Annotated in this window: 26 protein-coding genes and 1 tRNA gene; 18 read left to right on the top strand and 9 right to left on the bottom strand. The window is 72.4% G+C overall.

All coding sequences use genetic code 11. From position 1 onward, the window contains the following. Positions 1-65 precede the first annotated feature (65 nt). Positions 66-572 carry an acyl-CoA thioesterase gene (locus tag OG440_RS19250; RefSeq protein ID WP_406008048.1) on the top strand — a complete coding sequence of 169 codons (507 nt, stop codon included), beginning with the start codon at positions 66-68 and terminating at the stop codon, positions 570-572. A 30-nt stretch (positions 573-602) separates the two neighbouring features. Here OG440_RS19250 and OG440_RS19245 read toward each other — a convergent pair whose 3' ends face one another. The 5 genes from OG440_RS19245 to OG440_RS19225 all read right to left on the bottom strand — a co-directional run bounded on the left by OG440_RS19245 (position 603) and on the right by OG440_RS19225 (position 6,678). After that, complete coding sequence (locus tag OG440_RS19245; protein ID WP_406011395.1) at positions 603-2,540, bottom strand: copper resistance CopC/CopD family protein; 1,938 nt, start codon at positions 2,538-2,540, stop codon at positions 603-605. Between the two features lie 179 nt (positions 2,541-2,719). Beyond that, entirely contained in the window at positions 2,720-3,484 is a 765-nt protein-coding gene (locus OG440_RS19240; protein ID WP_406008047.1) for an SDR family NAD(P)-dependent oxidoreductase, read from the bottom strand. Next, positions 3,481-3,966: a cupin domain-containing protein gene (locus OG440_RS19235; RefSeq protein WP_406008046.1), complete on the bottom strand. Its 486-nt coding sequence runs from the start codon at positions 3,964-3,966 to the stop codon at positions 3,481-3,483. The genes OG440_RS19240 and OG440_RS19235 overlap by 4 nt, the downstream gene beginning before the upstream one ends. Continuing rightward, complete coding sequence (locus tag OG440_RS19230) at positions 3,963-4,619, bottom strand: GNAT family N-acetyltransferase (RefSeq protein ID WP_406008045.1); 657 nt, start codon at positions 4,617-4,619, stop codon at positions 3,963-3,965. Before OG440_RS19230 ends, OG440_RS19235 begins: the two co-directional genes overlap by 4 nt. Continuing rightward, positions 4,612-6,678: a penicillin acylase family protein gene (locus OG440_RS19225; protein ID WP_406008044.1), complete on the bottom strand. Its 2,067-nt coding sequence runs from the start codon at positions 6,676-6,678 to the stop codon at positions 4,612-4,614. The genes OG440_RS19230 and OG440_RS19225 overlap by 8 nt, the downstream gene beginning before the upstream one ends. A 76-nt stretch (positions 6,679-6,754) precedes the next feature. Between OG440_RS19225 and OG440_RS19220 the strand changes: the two genes are divergently transcribed. From OG440_RS19220 to OG440_RS19205, 4 genes are all read left to right on the top strand, one after another. Then, complete coding sequence (locus OG440_RS19220; RefSeq protein WP_406008043.1) at positions 6,755-7,498, top strand: siderophore-interacting protein; 744 nt, start codon at positions 6,755-6,757, stop codon at positions 7,496-7,498. 24 nt (positions 7,499-7,522) lie between these two features. Beyond that, the gene (locus OG440_RS19215; RefSeq protein ID WP_406008042.1) at positions 7,523-8,152 is read left to right on the top strand and encodes an HhH-GPD-type base excision DNA repair protein; all 630 of its coding nucleotides are present in this window, start codon (positions 7,523-7,525) and stop codon (positions 8,150-8,152) included. Positions 8,153-8,299: 147 nt separating this feature from the next. Beyond that, positions 8,300-8,611 carry a hypothetical protein gene (locus OG440_RS19210; protein WP_406008041.1) on the top strand — a complete coding sequence of 104 codons (312 nt, stop codon included), beginning with the start codon at positions 8,300-8,302 and terminating at the stop codon, positions 8,609-8,611. A 79-nt stretch (positions 8,612-8,690) separates the two neighbouring features. Next, positions 8,691-8,813, top strand: coding sequence for a hypothetical protein (locus OG440_RS19205; RefSeq protein ID WP_406008040.1), 123 nt, complete (start codon positions 8,691-8,693; stop codon positions 8,811-8,813). 18 nt (positions 8,814-8,831) lie between these two features. Here OG440_RS19205 and OG440_RS19200 read toward each other — a convergent pair whose 3' ends face one another. Next, positions 8,832-10,385, bottom strand: a complete 1,554-nt coding sequence (locus OG440_RS19200) for a helicase HerA-like domain-containing protein (RefSeq protein WP_406008039.1) — start codon at positions 10,383-10,385, stop codon at positions 8,832-8,834. Positions 10,386-10,490: 105 nt separating this feature from the next. Here OG440_RS19200 and OG440_RS19195 point away from each other — a divergent pair, with 105 nt between their 5' ends. Beyond that, the gene (locus tag OG440_RS19195; RefSeq protein WP_004943146.1) at positions 10,491-10,787 is read left to right on the top strand and encodes a type II toxin-antitoxin system VapB family antitoxin; all 297 of its coding nucleotides are present in this window, start codon (positions 10,491-10,493) and stop codon (positions 10,785-10,787) included. Between the two features lie 132 nt (positions 10,788-10,919). Continuing rightward, entirely contained in the window at positions 10,920-11,582 is a 663-nt protein-coding gene (locus OG440_RS19190) for a LytR C-terminal domain-containing protein (protein ID WP_406008038.1), read from the top strand. A 105-nt stretch (positions 11,583-11,687) separates the two neighbouring features. Here OG440_RS19190 and upp read toward each other — a convergent pair whose 3' ends face one another. Next, positions 11,688-12,323, bottom strand: coding sequence for a uracil phosphoribosyltransferase (upp, locus tag OG440_RS19185; protein WP_351761628.1), 636 nt, complete (start codon positions 12,321-12,323; stop codon positions 11,688-11,690). A 168-nt stretch (positions 12,324-12,491) separates the two neighbouring features. Here upp and OG440_RS19180 point away from each other — a divergent pair, with 168 nt between their 5' ends. The 4 genes from OG440_RS19180 (at position 12,492) to OG440_RS19165 (ending at position 14,237) form a co-directional block, all read left to right on the top strand. Then, positions 12,492-12,695 (top strand): hypothetical protein, encoded by a 204-nt coding sequence (locus OG440_RS19180; RefSeq protein WP_082412854.1) that lies wholly within the window; start codon positions 12,492-12,494, stop codon positions 12,693-12,695. Positions 12,696-13,050: 355 nt separating this feature from the next. Next, a complete protein-coding gene (locus tag OG440_RS19175) occupies positions 13,051-13,614 on the top strand; it encodes a hypothetical protein (protein WP_406008037.1) in 564 nt (187 codons plus the stop codon). Positions 13,615-13,664: 50 nt separating this feature from the next. Further along, positions 13,665-14,096: a tRNA adenosine(34) deaminase TadA gene (gene tadA / locus OG440_RS19170; RefSeq protein ID WP_406008036.1), complete on the top strand. Its 432-nt coding sequence runs from the start codon at positions 13,665-13,667 to the stop codon at positions 14,094-14,096. Between the two features lie 56 nt (positions 14,097-14,152). Continuing rightward, a tRNA-Ser gene (locus OG440_RS19165) sits at positions 14,153-14,237 on the top strand. Here the strand turns inward: OG440_RS19165 and OG440_RS19160 are convergent. After that, on the bottom strand, positions 14,219-14,500 hold the full coding sequence (locus OG440_RS19160) for a PLD nuclease N-terminal domain-containing protein (protein WP_406008035.1): 282 nt from the start codon (positions 14,498-14,500) through the stop codon (positions 14,219-14,221). The genes OG440_RS19165 and OG440_RS19160 overlap by 19 nt on opposite strands. Before the next feature lie 186 nt (positions 14,501-14,686). On the opposite strand from OG440_RS19160, the gene OG440_RS19155 reads away from it, so the two are divergent. The 5 genes from OG440_RS19155 to OG440_RS19135 all read left to right on the top strand — a co-directional run bounded on the left by OG440_RS19155 (position 14,687) and on the right by OG440_RS19135 (position 18,357). After that, positions 14,687-14,863 (top strand): hypothetical protein, encoded by a 177-nt coding sequence (locus OG440_RS19155; protein ID WP_406008034.1) that lies wholly within the window; start codon positions 14,687-14,689, stop codon positions 14,861-14,863. 21 nt (positions 14,864-14,884) lie between these two features. After that, entirely contained in the window at positions 14,885-15,178 is a 294-nt protein-coding gene (locus OG440_RS19150; RefSeq protein WP_406008033.1) for a Dabb family protein, read from the top strand. A 208-nt stretch (positions 15,179-15,386) separates the two neighbouring features. After that, a complete protein-coding gene (locus OG440_RS19145; protein WP_406008032.1) occupies positions 15,387-16,283 on the top strand; it encodes an RNA polymerase sigma factor SigF in 897 nt (298 codons plus the stop codon). A gap of 304 nt (positions 16,284-16,587) precedes the next feature. Continuing rightward, entirely contained in the window at positions 16,588-17,499 is a 912-nt protein-coding gene (locus OG440_RS19140) for an RNA polymerase sigma factor SigF (RefSeq protein WP_406008031.1), read from the top strand. Positions 17,500-17,553: 54 nt separating this feature from the next. Next, positions 17,554-18,357 carry a hypothetical protein gene (locus tag OG440_RS19135; RefSeq protein ID WP_406008030.1) on the top strand — a complete coding sequence of 268 codons (804 nt, stop codon included), beginning with the start codon at positions 17,554-17,556 and terminating at the stop codon, positions 18,355-18,357. 147 nt (positions 18,358-18,504) lie between these two features. Here the strand turns inward: OG440_RS19135 and OG440_RS19130 are convergent, their stop codons facing one another. Further along, positions 18,505-18,702 carry a hypothetical protein gene (locus OG440_RS19130; protein WP_054242212.1) on the bottom strand — a complete coding sequence of 66 codons (198 nt, stop codon included), beginning with the start codon at positions 18,700-18,702 and terminating at the stop codon, positions 18,505-18,507. A gap of 478 nt (positions 18,703-19,180) precedes the next feature. Between OG440_RS19130 and OG440_RS19125 the strand changes: the two genes are divergently transcribed. Both OG440_RS19125 and OG440_RS19120 read left to right on the top strand, forming a co-directional pair. Continuing rightward, positions 19,181-19,708: a MarR family winged helix-turn-helix transcriptional regulator gene (locus OG440_RS19125; RefSeq protein WP_406008029.1), complete on the top strand. Its 528-nt coding sequence runs from the start codon at positions 19,181-19,183 to the stop codon at positions 19,706-19,708. A 13-nt stretch (positions 19,709-19,721) separates the two neighbouring features. Next, positions 19,722-22,289: an MFS transporter gene (locus OG440_RS19120; RefSeq protein WP_406008028.1), complete on the top strand. Its 2,568-nt coding sequence runs from the start codon at positions 19,722-19,724 to the stop codon at positions 22,287-22,289. The last annotated feature ends 35 nt before the right edge of the window (positions 22,290-22,324 follow it).

The following is a 22,324-nucleotide window of genomic DNA, read 5'->3' as shown; positions in this document are numbered from 1 at the left end:
GCACCGGTACCGCGTACCGGCCAGGCGGCCGGGACCCCTGTTCCGCTGTTCCGAGGAGTGACACCGTGACCCTGACCGACACCCTGACGTCCGACACCCTGACGTCCGACATCCGCCGTACCGGCACCGGGCGCACGCCCCCCGAGGTGCCGGAGTCCCGGCCCCATCTCTATCTCCGCCAGGTACGCATGAGCGACCTGGACTCGATGCACCACGTGAACAACGTCCGGCTGCTGGAGATGATCCAGGACGCCCATATCGACATGTTCTATCTGCGCCCCGGCCTGCCCGGACAGGAGATCCGCCCGAGGTTCGTCTACGCACGCCACGAACTCGACTACACGGAACCCCTCGTCCTCCAGCCGGAGCCGGTCACCATCACCACGACCATCGGTGACCTGCGCCGCTCGACGTTCCGCGTCACCAGCCGCGTCACCCGCGACGCCCGGGTGTTCTGCACCTGTGTGAGCACGGCGGTCGCCTACGACCCGGACGCCCGGTGCTCCCGCCGGCTCGAGGAGGAGGAACGTGCCCTCGCGGCCCGTCACGCCACTCCCGAGCCGGTGCGCTGACCGGCCCGGCCCGCGTGGGGCGGCTCCGGCTCAGCGCACGATCTCCACCGGCTTCGACTCGCTCACCTGGTCGGTCTCCGTCACCCGTACGGTCACCTTCATCTCCCAGGTGCCGGGCAGCGGCAGATTGACCGCGGCGGCGCCCCAGTAGCCGCCCCGGTCGGTGACCTTGGCGTCGAGGGGGCCGATGTCCTGGCCGGGCAGGCTGAAGGAGACACGCAGTTCGGGGATGCTGACGAAGCCGCCGTCGGGGCCGTAGACCACGGCCTGGAGGCCGTTGTCGCCGACCCGGCCCGGGTCGAGGGTGACCTGCACCTTTCCGCTGGCCCCCCGAACGCCGGGATCGCCGGTGCCGATGCTGAAGGGGATGGTGGTCACGGAGGCCACGGGCAGTCCGGCGGACTGTTCCGCCGTCGCCGCCTCGGCGGCCGCCCGGCCCGGCAGGGTGCCCGTCAGCACGGTGGTGAAGACGAGGACGACGACGGAGACGACGACCTCGGCCAGCACGGAACGGCGCAGCGCCCGGCGTTGGGCGTCCTCGGCCGGCGTGAGGGCCCCACCGGCCGGTGGCCGGGGCTTGTCGGGCAGCGGCGGGCCGCCCACCGGGGCGTCGGCCGCGGCGTCCGGCCCGTCTCCCGCCGGGCCGTCGACCGTACCGTCCACCCGGTGTCCCGCCAGGCCGTCCGCCGCGCCTTCGGCCCGGCCGCCCACCGGCTCCGGCACCCGCGCGTCCCGCGTCCCGGCAGCAGTCTCACCTGTCCCGGCAGCCTCACGGGTCTCGGCAGTCTCCACCGTCACGCTCCTCGCCGTCCTTTCCCTTGTCACCGTCCGCCGCGACCGGGCCCCCGCGAGCAGCAGCAGCGTCACCGCGGCCAGCTTGGCCAGCAGGACCCGCCCGTAGGTGGTGTCCGTCAGGGCGGACATCGAGCCGAGGCCACGCCAGGACTGGTAGACGCCCGTCACCACCAGGACGCTCACCGACAGGCCCGCCAGCTGTGAGAAGCGGCCGACCACGCGCGACGGTACGGACGCCCGGTGGAACAGGGTGAGCAGGGCCGCCAGGCCGCCCAGCCACACCGCCATCGCCAGCAGGTGCAGCACCGTGGACGTCATCGCCGCCGGGACCTGGATACCGGCCGACGCGTGTTCGGCGGCGGCCCAGGTCAGCGCCAGGCCCAGGGCCAGCGCGACGCCGGTCGGCAGCACCGCGCGGGACGAGCGCCCGCTTTTCCGGAGGGCCTTGCGCCGCCACAGGAGAAGAGCCGCGACCGCCGCGAGCAGCACGAGGCGCGCCACCAGGGCCAGTCCCGGCCGGGTGCCCAGCGTGCGGGTCAGGTTCGACGGGTCCAGGGCCCGCGCGGGGCCGCTGCCGGTCTCGTAGGGGCCGCGGAGCAGCAGCAGGAACACCGTCGATCCGGCCAGCGCCCACCAGCCGGCCGCCAGCAGCCCGCGCAGCGGCCGCACGTCGGGCGGGCGGCAGACGGCGATGAAGGCGGCGGTGCCGATGAGGAGCGCCGCGGCGAGGTAGGCGACGTAGCGGCCGATGTTGAAGAGGCCGCCGGTGACGGGGTTCTCCACCGAGGTGCTGGGCAGGAGCGGCGGGGTCGCGGACGGCGTGCCCACCGAGAAGGTGAAGGCGCCGGCGATCGGGTGGCTGTCCGCCGAGACCACGCGCCAGGCCACCGTGAACGTGCCGGTGCCGAGCTTCGCGGGGAGCTCGACCCGTGCCGTGTCGGCGCGGCCGTCCGCGTGACCCGCCTCGCCCGTGTCGATCCGCCGGTTGTCGGGGTCGAACACGCGGAAGGAGTCGTCGAGCAGTCCTACGGACTCGGTGAAGGTGAGGGTGATGGCGTCGGGGGCCGTCCGGACGACGCTTCCGTCCGCGGGGTCGGCACCCCGGAGGGCTGCGTGCGCAGAGGCCGGCGCGCCGCCGAGGAGGAGCAGGACCAGCACGGTGCCCAGCAGCACCAGCCCCTGAAGCCGCCGCCGGCCGCCGCCGTGTCCCCGGCTGTCGTGTCCCCGGCTGTCGTGCCGCCCGCCTTCGTGTCGTCCGCCATCTCGCCCTTCGCTCACGTCACCGCTCCGCCTTGCCTGGGACTCGACACTCGTGTGCTCGGAGATACGTACGCATGCACGGGGCATCCGGTTCACCAGGTGGGCCGCGCCGACACCCCGCCGTCCACCACCAGATCGTGTCCGGTGATCCAGGACGCGAGCGGCGAGGCCAGGAAGACGCAGGCGTCGCCGACGTCCTCCGGGCGCCCCAGCCGGCCGACCGCGACCGCCTCCCGCCACCGCCGCACCCCGTCGGGCCACGCCTCGGCCAGTCCTTCCCGGTCGATCAGCCCGGGCGAGACCGTGTTCACGCGGATGCCGGACGCCCCGTACTCCTGTGCCGCCGCCCGCGCGTGCATCACGACCGCGGCCTTGGAGGCGGCGTAGTGGGCGTGCCCGGGAGCGGGTCTCGCCGCTTCGACGGAGGCGATGTGGGTGATGCTCCCACCGCGCTCCCGCATCACCTCCGCCGCCGCCTGCGTACAGGCGAACACGCTGGTCAGGTTGGTGTCGACGACCGCCCGCCAGTCGGCCGCCGTCATCGAGGGCAGATCCTGCACCGGCTGTACGCCGACGTTGTTCACCAACGCGTCGAGCCGTCCGCCGCCCCACTCGGCGGCCTGGGCCACCACCTCGCGGCACTCCGCCTCGACGGTCAGATCGGCGCCGGCCAGGACGACGGCCCGCGCCCCGGTCCCGTCGGCGATCTCCCCGGCGAGGGCGTGGGCCGCCTCGGTCCCCGTACGGCAGTGGAGCGCCACCGCCGCGCCCTCCTGGGCGAACCGCAGCGCGATGCCGCGCCCGATCCCTCCGCCCGCACCCGTGATCAGGGCCACCCGGCCCGCCAGCAACGTCATGGACGGCACAGTTCCGTGATGAGGGCGGCCCGGTCCGGGTGCCGCGCCGCGAGGTCGGCCGCGTCGCCGTGTTCGTAGTCCCCGTAGGTGAAGCCGGGGGCCATCGTGCAGCCGAAGAAGGTCCAGGCACCCCCGGCGGCCACCCGCGCGCCCATCCAGGTGCGCGCGGGCACGGTGAGCTGCGGCTGCTGCCCGCCGAGGACGTCCGGGCCGAGCACCGCCGTACGGGAGGTGCCGTCGGGGGCGAGGAGCAGCAGCGTGAGCGGGTCGCCGAGGTAGAAGTGCCAGACCTCGTCGGTGGGCAGGCGGTGCAGGGCCGAGAAATCGTCGGCGGTGAGCAGCGCGACGATCGCGGAGCCGGCCGGGCGGCCGTCCGGCCCCTCCGGACCCGCCCAGGTACGGCGGAACAGGCCGCCCTCACGGGGGATCGGCTCCAGGCCGTACCGCGCGACGAGGTCTTCGGGGGTGAGCGGTGAGGTCACCCGGGGAACGCTACCTCCCGGCGCAGGAACGCCAGTTGCGCCTTCTTCTCCGGCAGGTACACGTCCGGCAGGTCGATCTCGGGCAGGGTGACGACCGGCCCCTCCTCGAAGCCCTGCCGGAGGAAGCGGACCACCGCCTTCTCGTTGCGCACGTCGGGGTCCACCACGACGCGCGACCGGTCCAGGCCGACCAGCACGTACGACGCGAACGCGCCCATCAGGGCCGCCGACCAGCCCGGCCGCGCCCCGCGCCCGCCGGCCGGCGCGATGAGGACGTGGACGCCGATGTCCCCGGGTTCGACCGGGTAGCACGCGCCCACCCGGTCCTCGCTCGGTTCGTACGTCTGGAGGAGGGCGACGGGTTCGCCGTCCAGCTCGGTCAGGAAGGCGTGATGGGTGTCGAGGCCGGCCATGTGGGTGTAGATCTCGGCGACCTGGTCCCGCGTCAGTCCGTTCATGCCCCAGAACGCGGCCCGCTCCTCGTCCACCCAGCCGTGGACGACGTCCGCGTCGCCCTCGGCGTCGAGCGGCCGGATCGCGACGGTCCCGAACCCGTCGATCACCTGCTCGTGCACATAGGCACCCCGGAGGTCCCGGGCGTCGCTGCCGTCCCGGCTGTCCCGGCCGTCCCGGGCGTCCCGGCGGTCACTCATCGTCGCTCTCCTTCGTCAGCAGTGCCCAGTCGGTGACGACCGGGGCCAGTTCGCCCCTGAGCCACAGGGGGAGCTGGTCGTGGTGGTGGGGGTGGCCGGGGAGGCCGGACGCGCCGTACGGGACGACCCACAGGCTGTCCTCGCGGCGGGCCAGGTCCCACACGTAACGGGCGGCCGGGCCGCGCGCGGCGAGGTCGGTCCAGCCGGGCACGGACGAGGTGCACAGCACGCAGTCGTGGTCACCGGCGAGGGCCGGGGCGTGCCGTCCGGCGTCCGGCAGCGCCTGCCAGGGGGCCAGCCGGTGGGTGTCGCCCCAGCGGGCGGCGGGCCGGCCGGCGACCTCCTCGACGGCCTCCCGTACGAGCGCCGTCCGGTCGACGCCGTACAGCCGCTCGGCGCGCAGGAGGTGTTCGAGGGCGAATCCGATCCGCGGGAGGAGGGCCAGCCAGGGGAGGAACACCTCCGGGTAGGCGGGCGGGGTGGCGAGGGCCGCGAACGCCGGGTGGGCGGCGAGGCGGCGGACCAGGGCGCCGCGCAGGGCCGCGAACCGCGCCGCGTCCTGGCTGTCGGCGTCCATCCGGCGGTCCCAGCGCAGCAGGCGGTCGCGGAACCCGGCGGCCGGCCCGGTCAGGTCCTCGAGCGCGGCCAGCCGTTCCAGCAGTGGCGCGGCGGAGGCCAGGTAGGTGTCGGTGTGGACGGCCGGCATGTCGGACGCGGACCATCGCCGACGCCCGCCGAGCAGCGCCCGGATGCGGTCGGCGCGGTGCGGCGGGGCGAACTCGACGCCCAGCGTCCCGGCGGGGCCCCGCTGGTTGGCCATCACCGCCACACCGTCGGCCAGTCCCGCGCGGGGCATCTCGTGCCAGCCGGTCCACTCGTGGCCGGGTTCCCAGGCGGGCACCAGCCGGGTGCCGTTCTCCTCGGCGCGCAGCGGAACCCGGCCCGCGACCCGGTGCAGCAGGCCGCCCTCGGTGTCGGCGGCCTGGACGACGTTGACGGGCTCGACCCAGAGGTCGAAGGCGCGGTCCACGTCGGCGACCCGGCGGGCCCGGAGCAGCGGGAGGAGGGCCCGGAAGCCCAGGTCGGCGGTGACGCGGGGCGGATGGCGCAGGGCGAGCGCGAGCGGGGTGCCGTCGTCGAGGCCTTCCGGGCCGCCCGCGATCACCGGGCCCCGCTCGGTCTCCAGCACCTCCACCTCGACGGTCTCCTCACCCGCCACCCGCACGAGTTCGGTGTGCCGGGCGACCCGTCGCCAGGTGCCGTCCGGGCCGAGCGCCTCGACGCCCGCGCCGGTGCGGCGCAGCCGTTCGCGGTAGAGGTCCTGGTAGTCGGCCATGGCGTTGGTGATGGCCCAGGCGACCGTGGTGGTGTGGCCGAAGTGGGCGATGCCGGGGATGCCGGGCACGGCGAGTCCGACAACGTCGAACTCGTCGCAGGCCAGGCGGATCTGCTGGTAGACGCCGGGATCCTCGATGAAGCGGTGCGGGTCGCCGGCGATGACCGCCTGCCCGGTGACCGTCCGCGCCCCGTCGACGAGCCAGCCGTTGCTGCCGGAGGTGCCGGGCCCGTCGGTGGCGAACAGGCCGACCGCCTCGGGGCCGAGGTGCCGGACGGCCTCCTCGCGCCACAGTTTGGCGGGGAATCCGGCGAACAGGATGTGTGTGGCCAGCCAGACGGCGAGCGGGGTCCAGGGTTCCCAGCGGCCGGGCGCGAGGCCGACGCGGGTGAACTCGGGGGCGTCGCAGGCAGCCAGTCCCTCGTTGACGCCGTCCACGTAGGCCCGGACCCAGTCGGCCGTCTCCAGGTCCTGTCTCTCCAGCTCGTCGAAGCAGCGTCTGGCCGTGTCGTCGAGGCGGGCGCGGCGCACGAACCGGTCCCAGGGGAGGGCCTCGGAGCCGAGGAAGGACGCCGACGTGCCGCGTGCCCGGTGCCGTTCGACCTCCAGTTGCCAGGCGCGGTCGCGGGCGGTGACGGTTCCCTGGAGGCGGGCGAGGGCGTGGGCGCTGCCGGCGCGCAGATGCGGAACGCCCCAAGCGTCACGGTAGATCTCGGTGGTCACCCTCGGGCCCCTTTGCTTTAGGTTAGGCTTGCCTAAGTAGGTTGTGCCGAAATCGTACGCGAGGGGTGAACGGGCCATGGCGCAGGGGCGGGGCTGGGAGGGCACGGTCCTCAGATTGATGCGTGCGAAGGACTTCACGCTCACGGTCACGGGCGTGGAGGAGGTCACCGGCGAGTACCGCCGGCTGCGCCTCACGGACGGCGGGCTGCTCGCCGCCACCGGCGTCCACCCGACGATCTGGATCCGGCTCTGGTTCGAGAACGCGGGGCGGCCGCACCAGCGCGCCTACACCCTGGTCGATCCCGACCCGGCGGCCGGCACCTTCGCCCTGGAGTTCGCGCTGCACGAGGGCGCGGCCAGCGACTGGGCGCGGGCGGCCGGGCCCGGCGCGACCATCGAGGCGACCGTCCAGGGCACCGGCTTCGAGACGCCCGCCCCGGCCCCGTCGCACGTCCTCGTGATCGGCGACCCGGCCTCCCTGCCCGCCATCAACTCCCTGCTCGGCGAGGGCGAGGGGACGCTCGGCGCCGCCCCGGCGACCGTCTGGTTCGAGGGCCCGCCCGACGGCCCGGACGGACTTCCCTTCCGGACCGACCCCGCACGCCACGAGATACGCCACGTGCCCCGGGTGGACGCGGGCGGCCGTCTCGTCGAGCGGGTCAAGGCCGAACTGCCCGCGCTGCTGACGGCCACCCCCGACCCGTACGTCTGGATCGCCTGCGACACCCGCACCACCAGGACGCTGTCGGCCTACGTACGCAAGGAGCTGGGCGTCCCCAGGGAACGGCTGCACGCGCTGGGGTACTGGCGCGCGAGCTGACGGCCCAGGCGGGATCATCGACGCATGGACGTCACCCTTCACCTCTCCCAGGACCCCGAGGCCGACGAGCTCCTCGGGCGGTCCCCGCTCGCCGCGCTGGTCGGGATGCTGCTGGACCAGCAGGTTCCGATGGAGTGGGCGTTCAAGGGACCCCGGACGATCGCCGACCGGCTCGGCGCCGACGACCTGGACGCGCACGACATCGCCGCCCAGGACCCGGAGGCCTTCGCCGCACTGCTCGCCGAGAAGCCGGCCGTGCACCGCTACCCCGGGTCCATGGCCAAGCGCGTCCAGCAGCTCTGCCAGTACCTCGTCGACCACTACGACGGGGACGCCGGTGCCGTCTGGAAGGAGGTGGGCAGCGGCGGCGAACTGCTCGGGCGGCTCCAGGAACTGCCGGGATTCGGCAGGCAGAAGGCGCAGATCTTCCTCGCCCTGCTGGGCAAGCAGCTCGGTGTGCGGCCCACGGGCTGGCGCGAGGCGGCCGGCGCCTACGGCGAACCGAAGTCCTTCCGGTCCGTCGCCGACATCACCGGCCCGGAGTCGCTGACGAAGGTCCGGGCGCACAAACAGGAGATGAAGGCGGCGGCGAAGGCGGAAAAGGCGGACAAGGCCGGTAAGGGCGACAGGGCGGACGGGGCCGCGAGGAAGTAGCGACGCGGGTCGGGTGGCCCGCCCGACCGACGGCCCACCGCCGCCCGGCCCCGGCCCGTACGCCGTGGGAGCCGGCTGTCCGCCGAACGGGCGGATCCGGCCCCCGGCATGCTGAATCCAGGGCGTGTCGCGGGGAGATGACCTCTCATGAGCCCCGCAGCACGCCTCCCCCGCAGCCGCACCTGGCTGCGGACGCTCGTGCTGCTGCTCGTCCTGCTGGTGCCGGGCGTGGCCGCCGACGTCCCGGCGGCACCCGTCGCCGCCGCCGAGCTCGCCGAGTACGACGTCCTCGACACGGCGCTGCGACCGGCACCCTGCGCCCACCGCCCCGTCGCCCTGCGGCGCCCCGCGCCCCTCCCTGCCCCCGCGCCCGAAGTCCCCGCGGACCGGCCGCGCCCGGCGCCGCACCGGCCGTCATACACCCTGCACGTCCTGCGCACCGTGGTCCTGCGCTGCTGACGGACGCCGTTCCCAGGCCCGCCGACGATCAGCCGCCCGGCGATCACGCTCACGCGAGGAACAAGCGAGGGAAAGAGTCATGCCCACGGACCCGTACGCGATTCTGCGCGCCCTGCTGCGCGCCGAAGCCGCCCGCAGCACACCGAAACCGCAGGTGAAGGAAGCGAAACCGCGGCAGGCCCCGGAACACCGGGACCGCTGACCGGTCGGCGGAGGCGGACTACCGCCTCCGCCGGGCCGTACCGAAGAGCGAGCGGGTGATCTCCCGGCCGATCTGCGTGCCGACGGACCGCGCCAGGGACGTGAACATGCCGCTGCCGACGACCTGCTCGACGACGGACCGGTCCTCCCCGGACCGCTTCGGCCCGGACTCCCGCGTCCGGGAACTCTCCGGCTGCTCCTGCGGCCCCCGCGGCTCCGGTCGCCCGGCGGGCCGGGCCGCCAGCTTCTCGAACGCGGATTCTCTGTCCACAGCCTGTGCATATCGCTCGTGGAGCGGAGATTCGCGCGCCGCCCGGTCGAGGACGGCGGCGTCGACCGGCCCCATCAGGGACTCGGGGGCGCGCAGCCGGGTCGCGGCCACCGGCGTCGGGGCGCCTTTCTCGCCGAGGACCGTGACGACGGCCTCGCCGGTACCGAGCCCGGTGAGCAGTTCCTCCAGGTCGTAGGGGGAGTTCGGGAACGTCTTCACCGTGGCCTTCAGGGCCTTCTGGTCGTCCGGTGTGAAGGCCCGCAGCGCGTGCTGGACCCGGTTGCCGAGCTGGGCGAGGACGTCGCGGGGTACGTCCTTCGGGGTCTGCGTGACGAAGAACACGCCGACCCCCTTCGAGCGAATCAGCCGGACGGTCTGCGTGATGGAGTCGAGGAACGCCTTCGAAGCGTCGTGGAAGAGCAGGTGCGCCTCGTCGAAGAAGAAGACGAGCTTGGGCCGGTCGGCGTCGCCGACCTCGGGCAGGTCGTGGAAGAGGTCGGCCAGCAGCCACATCAGGAAGGTCGAGAAGAGCTGCGGCTTCTCCTGGACGGCGGGCAGCTCCAGGACCGAGACGACACCGCGGCCGTCGGCGGCCGTACGCAGGAACTCGGCCGTGTCGAACTCCGGCTCACCGAAGAAGCTCGCCATGCCCTGGGCCTCGAAGGCGGTCAGCGAGCGCAGGATCACCCCGGCCGTGGCCGTCGACAACCCGCCGATGCCCTTCAGCTCCGGCCTGCCCTCGTCCGAGGTGAGGAAGGCGACGACCGACCGCAGATCCTTGAGGTCGAGAAGCTCCAGACCCTTCTGGTCGGCGTAGTGGAAGATCAGGCCGAGGGACTGTTCCTGGGTGTGGTTGAGCTGGAGCACCTTGGCGAGGAGCACCGGGCCGAAGCTGGTGATCGTGGCCCGCAGCGGGATGCCGTGCCCGAGGCCGCCGAGGGCGTAGAACTCGGCCGGGAAGCCGGTCGCCGTCCATTTCTGGCCGACTTCGGCCGCCCGCCCCCGCACCCGGTCGTTCGCCGCTCCCGGCGCCGAGACGCCGGACAGATCTCCCTTGACGTCGGCGAGGAAGACCGGCACGCCCTGCGCCGAGAGCTGCTCGGCGATCAGCTGGAGCGTCTTGGTCTTACCGGTGCCGGTGGCGCCCGCGACCAGACCGTGCCTGTTCAGCATGGGAAGGGGGACGCGGACGGGGGCCTCGGGACGGCACTTCCCGTCCCACACCAGTGCGCCGAGGTCGAGGGCGGGCCCGGTGAAGGCGTACCCGGCGGCGATGTCAGCGGCGCTCGTCGACCCACTCATCGGCAGACCCTCGTTCCGTTTTACCCCCGTTCATCACGTCTTTTCCAGCGTCGCACTCCGTCTCCATGGCTGCGCCCGGAACGTCTGGACCGGTAGGCTTTCCGTGTGATCTTCAAGCGCATCGGAAACGGCCGGCCGTACCCCGACCACGGCCGGGAAAGCACCCGGCAGTGGGCGGACGTCGCGCCGCGCCCGGTCCGCCTCGATCAGCTGGTGACCACCAAGCAGCAGCTCGACCTGGAAACCCTGCTCGCGGAGGACTCCACGTTCTACGGCGACCTCTTCGCGCATGTCGTGAAGTGGCAGGGCGACCTGTACCTGGAGGACGGGCTGCACCGCGCCGTGCGGGCGGCACTCCAGCAGCGACAGGTGCTGCACGCGCGCGTGCTCGAGCTGGACTGACCCTCCGCCCGACGCCGTTCCCGCCCCGGCCGACCCTTCCCCGTTGACCCTTTCGGGTGCTTTCCCGCACCTCGAACGGTGTCGGATGATCGTTTATTCGTCACGGCCGCCCGGGCGCACTACGCTGCGCCCATGAGCATGCTGACTCCCCCCGGCATGGGCGGCAAGTACCGGATCACGGGGGACAAATACCCCCGCATGCGCCCCCACCGACGACGCGGCCGACTGGTCGTCGTGGTCGTCGCCTGCGGCGCCGTGCTGGGCGTGGCCGGCTGGGGCACCCTTCAGCTCATCGACGTCTTCACGGGCGGCGGAGGGACGGCCACGGCCGCCGGAACCGGCTGCTCGACGAAGGCGACCAAGGCGAGCCCCGCGGCTTCCCCGGCCGCCGCGTCGGCAGCCGTGGCGGGCGCGGCGCCCAAGCCCGCGCAGATCACCGTGAACGTCTTCAACGCCACCACCCGCAGCGGCCTCGCCAAGACCACCGCGGACGAGCTGAAGAAGCGCGGCTTCCGGATCGGCGAGGTGGGCAACGCCACCAAGCAGTACGACAAGAAGGTCACCGGGACCGGGATACTGCTCGGCCCCGCGTCCTCGCTGAACACCTCGCTGCCGGTACTCGCCACCCAGCTCACCACCGCCGAACGCCGCACCGACGCCGCCCGTGCGGGCACGACCGTCGACCTGATCATCGGCAACCAGTTCAAGGCGCTGACCAGCCCGGCGGCCTCGGTCAAGGCACTGACCGCCCTGGCCGCGCCACAGCCGACGGCCACCACGAAAAAGGGCTGCTGAGGCCGCTTCACGGCCCGCCCGGGCACTGCCCGAGGACCGTGGGCGTCACGGCCCGCACGGCCCGCACGGTCTGGTCGACCGCGCGGGCGGGGCGGACCGCTCGCCCTATTCGGCCGCGCCGTACAGCCGGTCGCCCGCGTCGCCCAGGCCCGGGACGATGTAGCCGTGCTCGTTGAGGTGGTCGTCGACCGCCGCCGTGACGACGGTGACCGGGGTGCCCGCGAGCTCGCGCTCCATGAGCTCCACGCCCTCCGGGGCCGCGAGCAGCACCACGGCCGTCACGTCGTCGGCGCCCCGCCGGATCAGCTCGCGGATGGCGGCGACCAGCGTGCCGCCGGTGGCCAGCATCGGGTCCAGGACGTACACCTGACGGCCGAGAAGGTTTTCCGGCATGCGCGTGGCGTACGTGGACGCCTCGAGCGTCTCCTCGTTGCGGATCATGCCGAGGAAGCCCACCTCGGCCGTCGGCAGCAGCCGGACCATGCCGTCCAGCATGCCGAGGCCCGCGCGCAGGATCGGCACGACCAGGGGGCGCGGGTACGAGAGCTTCACGCCGGTGGTCGGGGAGACCGGCGTCTTGATGTCGACCTGCTCGGTACGCACGTCACGCGTGGCCTCGTAGGCGAGCAGGGTGACCAGTTCGTCGGCCAGCCGGCGGAAGGTCGCGGAGTCCGTGCGCTGGTCGCGCAGCGTGGTGAGTTTGTGAGCGACCAGAGGGTGGTCGACGACGTGGAGACGCATGTCCACAACAGTAACCGGGCCGAACCCGCCCGGCGCCCCCACTCACAGTGAACCCCTCCCCCTCGACTTGCCCTCGGGTTGGGCCGATGGCTGGCGTCAAACCCCCCGTCGGAGGGAAAGTGGGAGCAAGGTAAGGAGACGGACCGGGGTACCCGGAGTGGTGTGCTGATGCCTGAGCTGCCCAACCTGCCCGACAACGACTCGCCGCGAAAGGCGCGGCCGGACGAGACCGACGCCGAACGGCGCCGGCGCCGCGCCCGGTTCCTTCGCGAGCTGGCCGAGGCCCGCGAACTGCGCGACCGGGTCCAGCCGCGCCGCGCCAAGACCGCCCGGCTGCGCCACGCGATGCGCATGCGCACCTTCCGCTGGTAGCCACGGCCGCAGGGGTCTTGGGGCATATGGGGAAGATCGCCACCGTCACGGGTGCCGCGTGGAGCGGGCGTGCGTGGGCGTGCGTGGGCGCACGGGAAAGCCGCGTACGATCCGCTCGTGGCGGCAACGAGAGCGCCGGCGAGTCACTCACGGACATCGCGCGTACGTGCTCATGGGCGTACGCGCGGGCATGCGATCAAAACCACCGGACACAGGGAGCCGAAGACGTCCCCTGGGCGCCTTGTTTCTGCCACGATTCCGAGTGGGTGGGGCTCGGAGCCTCAGCTCTCTCCGCCCGCAACCTCCGCCGGGGGGACCCCCAACCGGCACGCCTAAGACCAGTGGGAGAGTCACGGTGTACTTCGCCGCACTGCTCGCGCGCACCGAAGACGGGTGGGAAGCGAGCGACACAGAGCTCGACGATGTGGAAACCCTGTCGGATCTGGCCGACCTGGCCCGGGAGGCCTCTCCCGACGACGACACGGTGATCGTGCTGATCGAGCAGGAGGACTCCTGGTTCGGGGTCGTCCGCATCGACGGCGAGGAAGACCCCCGCATCTTCGTCTCCGACGCCGCCGCCGCCGCCCGCAGCTCGTACGGCGAGATCCTGCTCACCGACGAACTGCTCGGAAGAGATCCGGGTGACGACGACGACCTGGACGCCCTCGACCTCGACGGCACCGAGGACGGTGAGAACGAGGACGAGGCCGATGACGCCGACGACACCGTGGACGCGGGTGCCGTCGCCGTCGTGAACGGCAGCTCGGCCGAGGCCGTGCCGCACGGCCCGGTCGGCGACGCCGGCATCCTCGACGACCTCGGCATCGGCGAGAAGGAACTGAGGTCGCTGTCCTCGGACGCGGTCACCGAGATCGCCGACGCCCTCGGCGCCTCGGAGGTCCTGGAGACCGTCCGCTGACCGGACCGGGGACGGCGCCTGATCCCGTACGCGACCGCTGGCGGGTCGCGATGCGGCTCGCCCTGGACGAGGCACGCCTGGCCGCCCGGGGCGGAGACGTCCCGGTCGGCGCCGTCGTGCTGGCTCCGGACGGTACGACGGTCCTCGCCAGGGGCCACAACGAACGTGAGGCGGGCGGCGATCCGACAGCCCACGCGGAGGTGCTCGCCGTCCGGCGGGCGGCCACCGCGCTGGGCGAGTGGCGGCTGTCCGGCTGCACGCTCGTCGTGACCCTCGAACCGTGCACGATGTGCGCGGGCGCACTCGTGCAGTCCCGGGTGGACCGGGTCGTCTACGGCGCCCGCGACGACAAGGCGGGCGCGGCCGGCTCCCTGTGGGACGTGGTCCGCGACCGACGGCTCAACCACCGCCCCGAGGTCGTCGAAGGCGTCCTCGCCGACGAGTGCGCGGGACTCCTCACGGAGTTCTTCCGCGACCGGTGATCCACCCCCGAATACCGATTTCAAACCGGGGCTCGCCTTGCTGTAAGGTCTCCCTCGGTAGCGTGTCCGAGCGGCCGAAGGAGCTCGCCTCGAAAGCGAGTGTGGCGCAAGTCACCGAGGGTTCAAATCCCTCCGCTACCGCTGGTGGACGAAGGGTCCGGCTCGACGAGCCGGGCCCTTCGTCGTGTTCCGCGGTCTTCACGCGGCTCGGGGCCCTTGCCCAGGTAGATCCAGGCGAGGCCGCCGACGATCGGGGCGCCGAGCATGAAGAACAGCCAGAGCGCCTTGGGCACGTGCCGGACGCGCTCGGCGGGGGTGCGGACACAGTCGAGCAGCGCCCCCAGGCACAGCACCGTCACGAGCACCATCGGGGCCATGGCCAGCGGTTCCAGCAGACCCAGCATGTTTCTCCCCTTGCCTTCACTTCCACTCCGCCCGGCACGCACCGGCGTTCACCCCCTCATCGGACGAGGACCCCCGAACGGTTCACGAACGCGCCGTGGACGTTCAAAAGCGGTGTGTAAATCGCACTTACGGTTACACTCGCCGCCGTCAACAGGGCCCGGGTGGGCTCGTACAGGGGAGGCCAGGTGGCGGTGAACGCCAAGAAGATCGCCGTCTACGTACTCGTGGTCTTCGTGCTCTACGTGATCATCACGGACCCGGCGAAGGCGGCGGACTACGTCCAGATAGGCTTCCAGGGCATATCGGACGCCGCCAAAGCCGTCGGCGACTTCTTCACCTGGCTCGCGGACGGGGCCGATTAGTAGCTCACCCGGGGAGTGCCCATGATCCGCCACCTGGTCCTTTTCAAGCTCGACGAAGGTGTCGGGCGCGACGACCCCCGGGTGGTGCGGGGCGAAGCGGCCTTCCGGGCCCTCGGCGGCCGGATCGAGGAGCTGCGCTTCTGGGAGCTGGGCTGGAACATCAGCGACCGGCCCATCGCCTACGACTTCGCGATCAACTCGGCGGTCGAGGACGCGGACGCCCTGAAGCGGTACATCGAGCATCCGGCCCACCAGGAGGGCGTCGCCCTGTGGCGCGAGTTCGCCACCTGGGTGGTCGCCGACTACGAGTTCTGAACCGCCCTCCCGGCGGTTCGTGCCGGCAGTACGGAGCCCTCCGTCGGAACAGCGGGGGGCTTTCGCACGTCCGGAACCAGGGCGATCGGCCGCACTTCACCCTCAACACGGCGTTATGGGGTGCTTGCACACAGTGCACATGTCTTGTGATGCTATGACCGCTTTTGACGGATGAGTTGACCGATGTTGACCTGACGAAGAGGTGGCGTTGACCGTGTCGGCCAGTACTGCGCCGCCTCAGCAAGAGGCACCCCCGGCACCCGCCCCCGCGCCTGCCCTGGAAGCCGTCCCGGAAGCCCCCACGGAGATCCTCACGGAGCCCGTCCAGCCGCCCGAGCGGCGTCGGGGCGCCGACACCCGGGCACTGACCCAGCTGCTCTTCGGCGAGCTCAAGGAGCTCCAGCCGGGCACGCCGGAGCACAACCGGGTGCGCGGGGCGCTCATCGAGGCCAACCTCCCGCTCGTGCGCTACGCGGCCGCCCGCTTCCGCTCCCGCAACGAACCGATGGAGGACGTCGTCCAGGTCGGCACCATCGGGCTGATCAACGCCATCGACCGCTTCGACCCGGACCGGGGCGTGCAGTTCCCGACGTTCGCCATGCCGACGGTCATCGGGGAGATCAAGCGGTACTTCCGCGACAACGTCCGCACGGTCCACGTACCGCGCCGGCTGCACGAGTTGTGGGTGCAGGTCAACAGCGCGACCGAGGACCTGACGACGGCCTTCGGCCGCACGCCGACGACGGCCGAGATCGCCGAGCGGCTGCGCATCGGCGAGGACGAGGTGCTCTCCTGCATCGAGGCGGGCCGCTCGTACCACGCCACGTCGCTGGAGGCGGCCCAGGAGGGCGACGGCCTGCCGGGCCTGCTGGACCGCCTCGGCTACGAGGACCCCGCGCTGGACGGCGTGGAGCACCGCGACCTCGTGCGCCACCTCCTGGTCCAGCTCCCCGAGCGCGAGCAGCGCATCCTCCTCCTGCGCTACTACAGCAACCTCACCCAGTCGCAGATCAGCGCGGAGCTCGGCGTCTCCCAGATGCACGTGTCCCGGCTACTCGCGCGTAGCTTCCAGCGGCTCCGTTCGGCGAACCGCATCGAGGCGTGACGCGGGACCCGGCCGACACGTCACTCGATCAGGGCTCGGAAGCGTGAGCGAGTCGTCACCTCGGAGAGCGAATCGCTCATCCGGTCTTTTCCCTGCGGATCTGCGCTGAAATGCCGTCAGACCCCCTCTTTCCAGGGCCGATTCGTCACTCACATGTCGACATGTCACTACAGCGTGTTGCCGACATGTGACATTCTGCCGGAAGCGCGTTTGCCGGGGCTTCGGCTCCGGTATTCAGGTGAAGGCTGACGTTCCTCAAGCGGGAATGTTCGCCGCGACCGTCCCGCGACCCAAAGGGGGTGGCATGTCCGCAGATCAGGGCAGCTCGAAGGTGCTCATGCTCACAAAGAGCGAGTCCGCGCCCAGCGCGCCCGTCGAGCCCGCAGTGCTCGACGTGCTCGACGACGTCACGGCCCCCGAGGCCGCTCCGGCTCCGGTTCCCACGACCACAGGGGCCATCGACACCCGCACCCTGTCCCGCTCCCTGTTCCTGCGACTGGCCACCCTCGCCGAGGACAGCCCCGAGCGCATGTACGTCCGGGACACCCTCATCGAGCTCAACCTCCCCCTCGTGCGCTACGCGGCGGCCCGCTTCCGCTCGCGCAACGAACCGATGGAGGACATCGTCCAGGTCGGCACCATCGGCCTGATCAAGGCGATCGACCGCTTCGACTGCGAACGGGGCGTGGAGTTCCCGACGTTCGCCATGCCGACGGTCGTGGGCGAGATCAAGCGCTTCTTCCGCGACACCTCGTGGTCGGTGCGCGTCCCGCGCCGCCTCCAGGAGCTGCGCCTGGCCCTCACCAAGGCCAGCGACGAGCTCTCCCAGAAGCTGGACCGTTCTCCGACGGTCGCCGAACTCGCCGCGGTGCTGGGCGTGTCCGAGGAGGACGTCGTCGACGGCCTCGCGGTCGGCAACGCCTACACGGCCTCCTCGCTGGACTCACCGGCCCCGGAGGACGACGGCGGCGAGGGCTCCCTGGCCGACCGCCTCGGCTACGAGGACACGGCCCTGGAGGGCGTGGAGTACCGCGAGTCGCTGAAGCCCCTGCTGGCCAAGCTCCCGCCCCGTGAGCGCCGCATCATCATGCTGCGCTTCTTCGCCAACATGACCCAGTCCCAGATCGGCGAGGAGGTCGGCATCTCCCAGATGCACGTCTCCCGGCTGCTGACCCGGACCCTGGCGCAGCTGCGCGAGGGCCTGATCTCCGACTAGCCGGACTCGAACCGAGGGCTTCCTTCCTGACGGAGCGTCAGCGACACTGACGCGATGCGAAGTCCGACACGGGCACGTGGCCGCCGGGGCGCCTTGTGGGGCGCGTCGGCGGCCGCCGTCGTGGTGGCGGCGGCGGGTCTGCTGGGCGGCTGCGGGGGAGACGGGCCCGGTGGCGGCTACGTCGCCATCGGCGGAGCGGGCGACACGACGCTCCCGGGCTCCCGCACGGGCGGCTCGGCCGATCCGACCGGCGGGGTGCGGCTCGTCCCGCTGGACGGGGAGAGCGGCGCTCCGGCCGGGCAGGCCGGGCCGACGATCCCGGCGGGCGAGACGACCGGACACGGGCCGGGAGACACCACGGAAGACGGCGCCGGACTCGGCGCGCCACAGACGGCCCTGCCGGGCGTCCCAGGCGCCCCGGACGTCCCGGGCGGCTCAGGCACCCCAGGCGGCTCAAGCACCCCGGGCGCCGAGGGGGGCTCCTCCTCCCCGGGCGGCACGCCCGCGCCCGCACCGACGCCCACGGCCCCGCCGAGCACCGCGCCGGCCGGACCGGCCTCGCTCGCGGTGAGTGATCCCGTCCGCGCGAGTACGGACCAGCGGTGGTGCGAGGACGTGACCCTCGCCCTGCGCAACTCGGGCGGCAGCGCGGTGCGTTCCGGCACGGTCACCTTCGGGACCCATGTCATCGACGCGCTCGGCATCGACTGGGCGACACGCGAGTCGACGGTCGCGCTCCCGGTGCCGATCGCCGCGGGGGCGCGCAAGGAGAAGACCTGGACGGTCTGCGTCGACGCGTGGCGCGTACCGCTGGGCATGCACATCGAGACACGGGACGTGTCGGTGCGGTGGGAGTGAGCGGGCGGCGCCGGACGTACAGATACCGGACACCCGCCGCGGCCGGAGTGTGCGCCGGAGGCATGGCTGTGCGCGCCAACCCCGCTGTGACACGCGGCGGTTGACGCGCCCGTTCGTCCCGTCACCCGGTCCGGTGCGGGCCGACGGCTACTTCAGCGCCAGCCAGGCGACCGCCGCGACGATCACGACCGCGGCGACGATGCCGACGATCAGGCCGATGCGGGGCCCGGACTGTGTGGGGGCCGGCTGGGCGGCGCGGGGGGCGCCGTCGTCGACGAACGCGCGGAACATCTGGGTGCTGCCGGCGGGGTCGTGGTTGCCCTGGGGGCCCTGGGTGTTAGCCATGGGCCGAGACACTAGCGAAAATGCGCGGGGCGACCCAAGTGGGGGTGGGGAGCCGGACGGCCGGAAGCCTCCGCCGGGGACCGGCCACTTGACCTCCGAGGCGCCCCCGCCGACCTCGTCGACCGCATCACCGCCCGTATCGCCGAACGCATCACCGCCCGCCGGGACGGCACCGTCGAGCGCCGGGGCCGTCTCCCGACCGCCTTGCCGACCGCCTCCCCGGCCGTCTCCCCGACCGCCTCCCCGGCCGCCTGGTCAAAGGCTCCCTGCCCAGCCGTCCGCCCCCCCAGCCGACCGCCCAGCCGGTGGCAGCTGCGGTGACGGGCCCACCGGATCGACCTCCGCGCCGCCCTCACCTGCACATTTACCGCCGCAATACTTGTCTTTGCCAACTTTTTGCGGGCTTCACGGCCTTTTTATTTGCCTGTAGCAACCAACCGCTCTTATGGTTGCCCTAAGCAACAACTTGGGAGGTGTGATGGCAGGGCAGGCGCAGTACGAGGAGCTGGCGCGTCAGCTCAGTGCCGTCGGGGCGGTGAAGCGGGACCTCGGGCGCATCCTGCCGCCCGACTGTTCCGCGGGCTCGGCCGGCGTGCTGGCGCTCCTCGGCCGCCACGGCGACATGCGCATGAGCGCTCTGTCCGAGCTGCTCGCCGTCGACATGTCCGTGACCAGCCGACACGCCGCGCACCTCGCCGACCGGGGCTGGATCGAACGCGCCCCCGACCCCGCGGACAAGCGCTCCCGCATCCTGCACCTCACGCCCGAGGGGCACGCGATGCTCGTCGAGCTGTCACGCCGGAGCAGCGAGCTGCTGGCGGAACGGCTGGGCGACTGGACCGACGCCGAGGTCGGCCGGCTCATCGCCCTGCTGACCCGGCTGCGCGCCAGCTTCGGCGACTGCCGCACGGTCACGCACCGGCCGCCGGCCCCGCCCGCGACGCCGCCTCCCGTTCCCGTAAGCGAACAGACACAGACCACCCGTACACCCGCACAAGCAACATAGGAAAAGGAAGCCCATGGCAACGACCACACCAGCCGGTGTGCGGGCTCACGCGAAGCACGGCGGAGGGTCCCACGGCTCCGCCGAGGCCGCTCCGATGACCCACCGGCAGATCATGGAGGCCCTCTCCGGGCTGCTGCTCGGGATGTTCGTGGCGATCCTCTCGTCCACGATCGTCTCGAACGCCCTGCCGGAGATCATCGGCGACCTCGGCGGCGGCCAGTCCGCCTACACCTGGGTCGTGACCGCCACCCTGCTGTCGATGACGGCCACCACCCCGCTCTGGGGCAAGCTCGCCGACCTGTACCCCAAGAAGGCGCTCGTCCAGATAGCGCTCGTCATCTACGTGCTCGGGTCCGCGGCCGCCGGTCTCTCGCAGAACCCCGGCATGCTGATCGCCTGCCGTGTCGTGCAGGGCGTCGGCGTCGGCGGTCTGTCCGCCCTCGCGCAGATCGTCATGGCGGCGATGATCTCGCCGCGTGAGCGCGGCCGTTACTCCGGCTACCTCGGCGCGACCTTCGCCGTCGCCACCGTCGGCGGTCCGCTGCTCGGCGGTGTCATCACCGACACCAGCTGGCTCGGCTGGCGCTGGTGCTTCTACGTCGGCGTCCCCTTCGCCGTCATCGCGCTGATCGTGCTCCAGAAGACCCTGCACCTGCCCACCGTGAAGCGGGACGTGAAGGTCGACTGGGCCGGCGCGTTCTTCATCTCCGCCGCGGTCTCCCTGCTGCTGGTCTGGGTCACCTTCGCCGGTGACAAGTACGACTGGGTTTCCTGGCAGACGGCCGTGATGGTCGCGGGCTCGATCCTGCTCGGGCTGATCTTCGTGCTCGTCGAGTCGAAGGCCTCCGAGCCGATCATCCCGCTGCGTCTCTTCCGCAACCGCACCATCACCCTGTCCTCCATCGCGTCGATGTTCGTCGGCGTCGCGATGTTCTCCGGCACGGTGTTCTTCGCCCAGTACTTCCAGCTGGCCCGGGACAAGTCCCCGACCATGTCGGGCGTCATGACGATCCCGATGATCGGTGGCCTGTTCATCTCCTCCACCGTCTCCGGGCAGTTCATCACCAAGACCGGCAAGTGGAAGGCCTGGCTGGTCAGCGGGGGTGTGCTCATCACGGCCGGCCTCGGTCTGCTGGGCACCATCCGCTACGACACGGCCTACTGGAAGACCGCGGTCTTCATGGCCCTGGTGGGTCTCGGCGTCGGCATGATGATGCAGAACCTGGTGCTCTCCACGCAGAACCAGGTCGACCCGAAGGACCTCGGCTCCGCCAGCTCCACGGTCACCTTCTTCCGCTCCCTGGGCGGTGCGATGGGCGTCTCGGCGCTGGGCGCCGTCATGGCCAGCCGCATCACCGACTACGCCCAGGACGGCATCGCCGACCTCGGACCCAAGTACGCCTCCCTCGCCTCCGGTTCGAGCTCCTCCAGCTCGATCCCGGACATGGACAAGCTGCCCGCGCCGCTGCGTACCGTCATGGAGAGCGCGTACGGCCACGGCATCGCGGACGTCTTCATGATCGCGTCCGGCCTGGCGCTGCTGGCCTTCCTGATCACCCTGTTCATCAAGGAGGTCCCGCTGCGCACCAAGGGCGCGCTGGCGCAGACCGCCACCGCGGACGCCGAGACCCCGGCCGCGGACACCGCCGCGGCTGGGGCTCCCGCCGCGGTCACGGCCGGCGCCGCGGCTCCCGCCGAGGAGCACGTCCCCAGCTGGGCGGTCGCCGAGTCGGCTGCCGGGCCCGGCCGGGAGGACGGCGTCCAGGGCACGCAGCGGCTCGCCGCCGTCGCCACCGCCGAACCCCTCCAGGCGCCCTCCGGCGGCATCCCGGTGCACGGCTTCGTGCGCGGCGCCGAGAGCGCGCCCGTCCCGCAGGCCGCCGTCACGCTGATCTCGCTCGCCGGACGCCAGCTCGGCCGTTCGGTCGCGCAGGCCGACGGTTCCTACGGACTGGACGCGCCGGGCACGGGCTCGTACGTGCTGATCGCCTCCGCCGACGGCTTCCAGCCGCAGGCCTCCACGATCGTCGTGAACGGCGAGCCGGTCGCGTACGACATCCTGCTCAGCGGGACCAGCGGACTCAGCGGTGTCGTGCGCGCCGCCGAGTCGGGCGAGATCGTCAAGGACGCCATGGTGATCGTCACCGATGTGCGCGGCGATCTGCTGGCCACCGCGGCCACCGGTGAGCAGGGCGAGTTCTCCTTCGCCGAGCTGGTGCCGGGTGCCGTGACCGTCGCGGTCAACGCCGTCGGGTTCCGGCCGCGCGCCCTGCCCGTCGAGATCGGCGCGACGGGCGTGACCCGCGCGGAGGTCGTCCTCGAAGCGGGCGCCCAGCTCCAGGGCGTCGTCCGCGCGCCGTACGGGCCGCTCGCCGACGCGCGCGTGACGCTCGTCGACGCGGCGGGCAACGTGGTCGGCACCGCCACCACCGGTGCGGACGGGGCGTACGCCTTCGCCGACCTCGACGGCGGCGAGTACACGGTCATCGCGACCGGCTACCCGCCGGTGGCCACCGCCCTGACCGTGGCGGGCGCAGGCGTCGACGGCCACGACATCGAACTCGCCCACCCCGGCGAGTAGTTCCGACAGTTATCGGCTCCGGCCCGGTGCGGGGG

Origin of the sequence: Streptomyces sp. NBC_00637 (assembly GCF_045161545.1) — a bacterium.
Taxonomy (GTDB): domain Bacteria; phylum Actinomycetota; class Actinomycetes; order Streptomycetales; family Streptomycetaceae; genus Streptomyces.
This window is presented reverse-complemented; position numbering and strand designations above follow the sequence as displayed.

Excerpts from the sequence above, each read along its gene's own strand:
- upp (WP_351761628.1), bottom strand. The coding sequence starts at position 12,323 with ATGCGTCTCCACGTCGTCGACCACCCTCTGGTCGCTCACAAACTCACC.
- OG440_RS19180 (WP_082412854.1), top strand. The coding sequence starts at position 12,492 with ATGCCTGAGCTGCCCAACCTGCCCGACAACGACTCGCCGCGAAAGGCG.
- OG440_RS19205 (WP_406008040.1), top strand. The coding sequence starts at position 8,691 with ATGCCCACGGACCCGTACGCGATTCTGCGCGCCCTGCTGCGCGCCGAA.
- OG440_RS19140 (WP_406008031.1), top strand. The coding sequence starts at position 16,588 with ATGTCCGCAGATCAGGGCAGCTCGAAGGTGCTCATGCTCACAAAGAGC.
- OG440_RS19200 (WP_406008039.1), bottom strand. The coding sequence starts at position 10,385 with ATGAGTGGGTCGACGAGCGCCGCTGACATCGCCGCCGGGTACGCCTTC.
- OG440_RS19130 (WP_054242212.1), bottom strand. The coding sequence starts at position 18,702 with ATGGCTAACACCCAGGGCCCCCAGGGCAACCACGACCCCGCCGGCAGC.
- OG440_RS19215 (WP_406008042.1), top strand. The coding sequence starts at position 7,523 with ATGGACGTCACCCTTCACCTCTCCCAGGACCCCGAGGCCGACGAGCTC.
- OG440_RS19240 (WP_406008047.1), bottom strand. The coding sequence starts at position 3,484 with ATGACGTTGCTGGCGGGCCGGGTGGCCCTGATCACGGGTGCGGGCGGA.
- OG440_RS19125 (WP_406008029.1), top strand. The coding sequence starts at position 19,181 with ATGGCAGGGCAGGCGCAGTACGAGGAGCTGGCGCGTCAGCTCAGTGCC.
- OG440_RS19190 (WP_406008038.1), top strand. The coding sequence starts at position 10,920 with ATGAGCATGCTGACTCCCCCCGGCATGGGCGGCAAGTACCGGATCACG.
- OG440_RS19230 (WP_406008045.1), bottom strand. The coding sequence starts at position 4,619 with ATGAGTGACCGCCGGGACGCCCGGGACGGCCGGGACAGCCGGGACGGC.
- tadA (WP_406008036.1), top strand. The coding sequence starts at position 13,665 with ATGCGGCTCGCCCTGGACGAGGCACGCCTGGCCGCCCGGGGCGGAGAC.
- OG440_RS19210 (WP_406008041.1), top strand. The coding sequence starts at position 8,300 with ATGAGCCCCGCAGCACGCCTCCCCCGCAGCCGCACCTGGCTGCGGACG.
- OG440_RS19220 (WP_406008043.1), top strand. The coding sequence starts at position 6,755 with ATGGCGCAGGGGCGGGGCTGGGAGGGCACGGTCCTCAGATTGATGCGT.
- OG440_RS19120 (WP_406008028.1), top strand. The coding sequence starts at position 19,722 with ATGGCAACGACCACACCAGCCGGTGTGCGGGCTCACGCGAAGCACGGC.
- OG440_RS19135 (WP_406008030.1), top strand. The coding sequence starts at position 17,554 with ATGCGAAGTCCGACACGGGCACGTGGCCGCCGGGGCGCCTTGTGGGGC.
- OG440_RS19150 (WP_406008033.1), top strand. The coding sequence starts at position 14,885 with ATGATCCGCCACCTGGTCCTTTTCAAGCTCGACGAAGGTGTCGGGCGC.
- OG440_RS19160 (WP_406008035.1), bottom strand. The coding sequence starts at position 14,500 with ATGCTGGGTCTGCTGGAACCGCTGGCCATGGCCCCGATGGTGCTCGTG.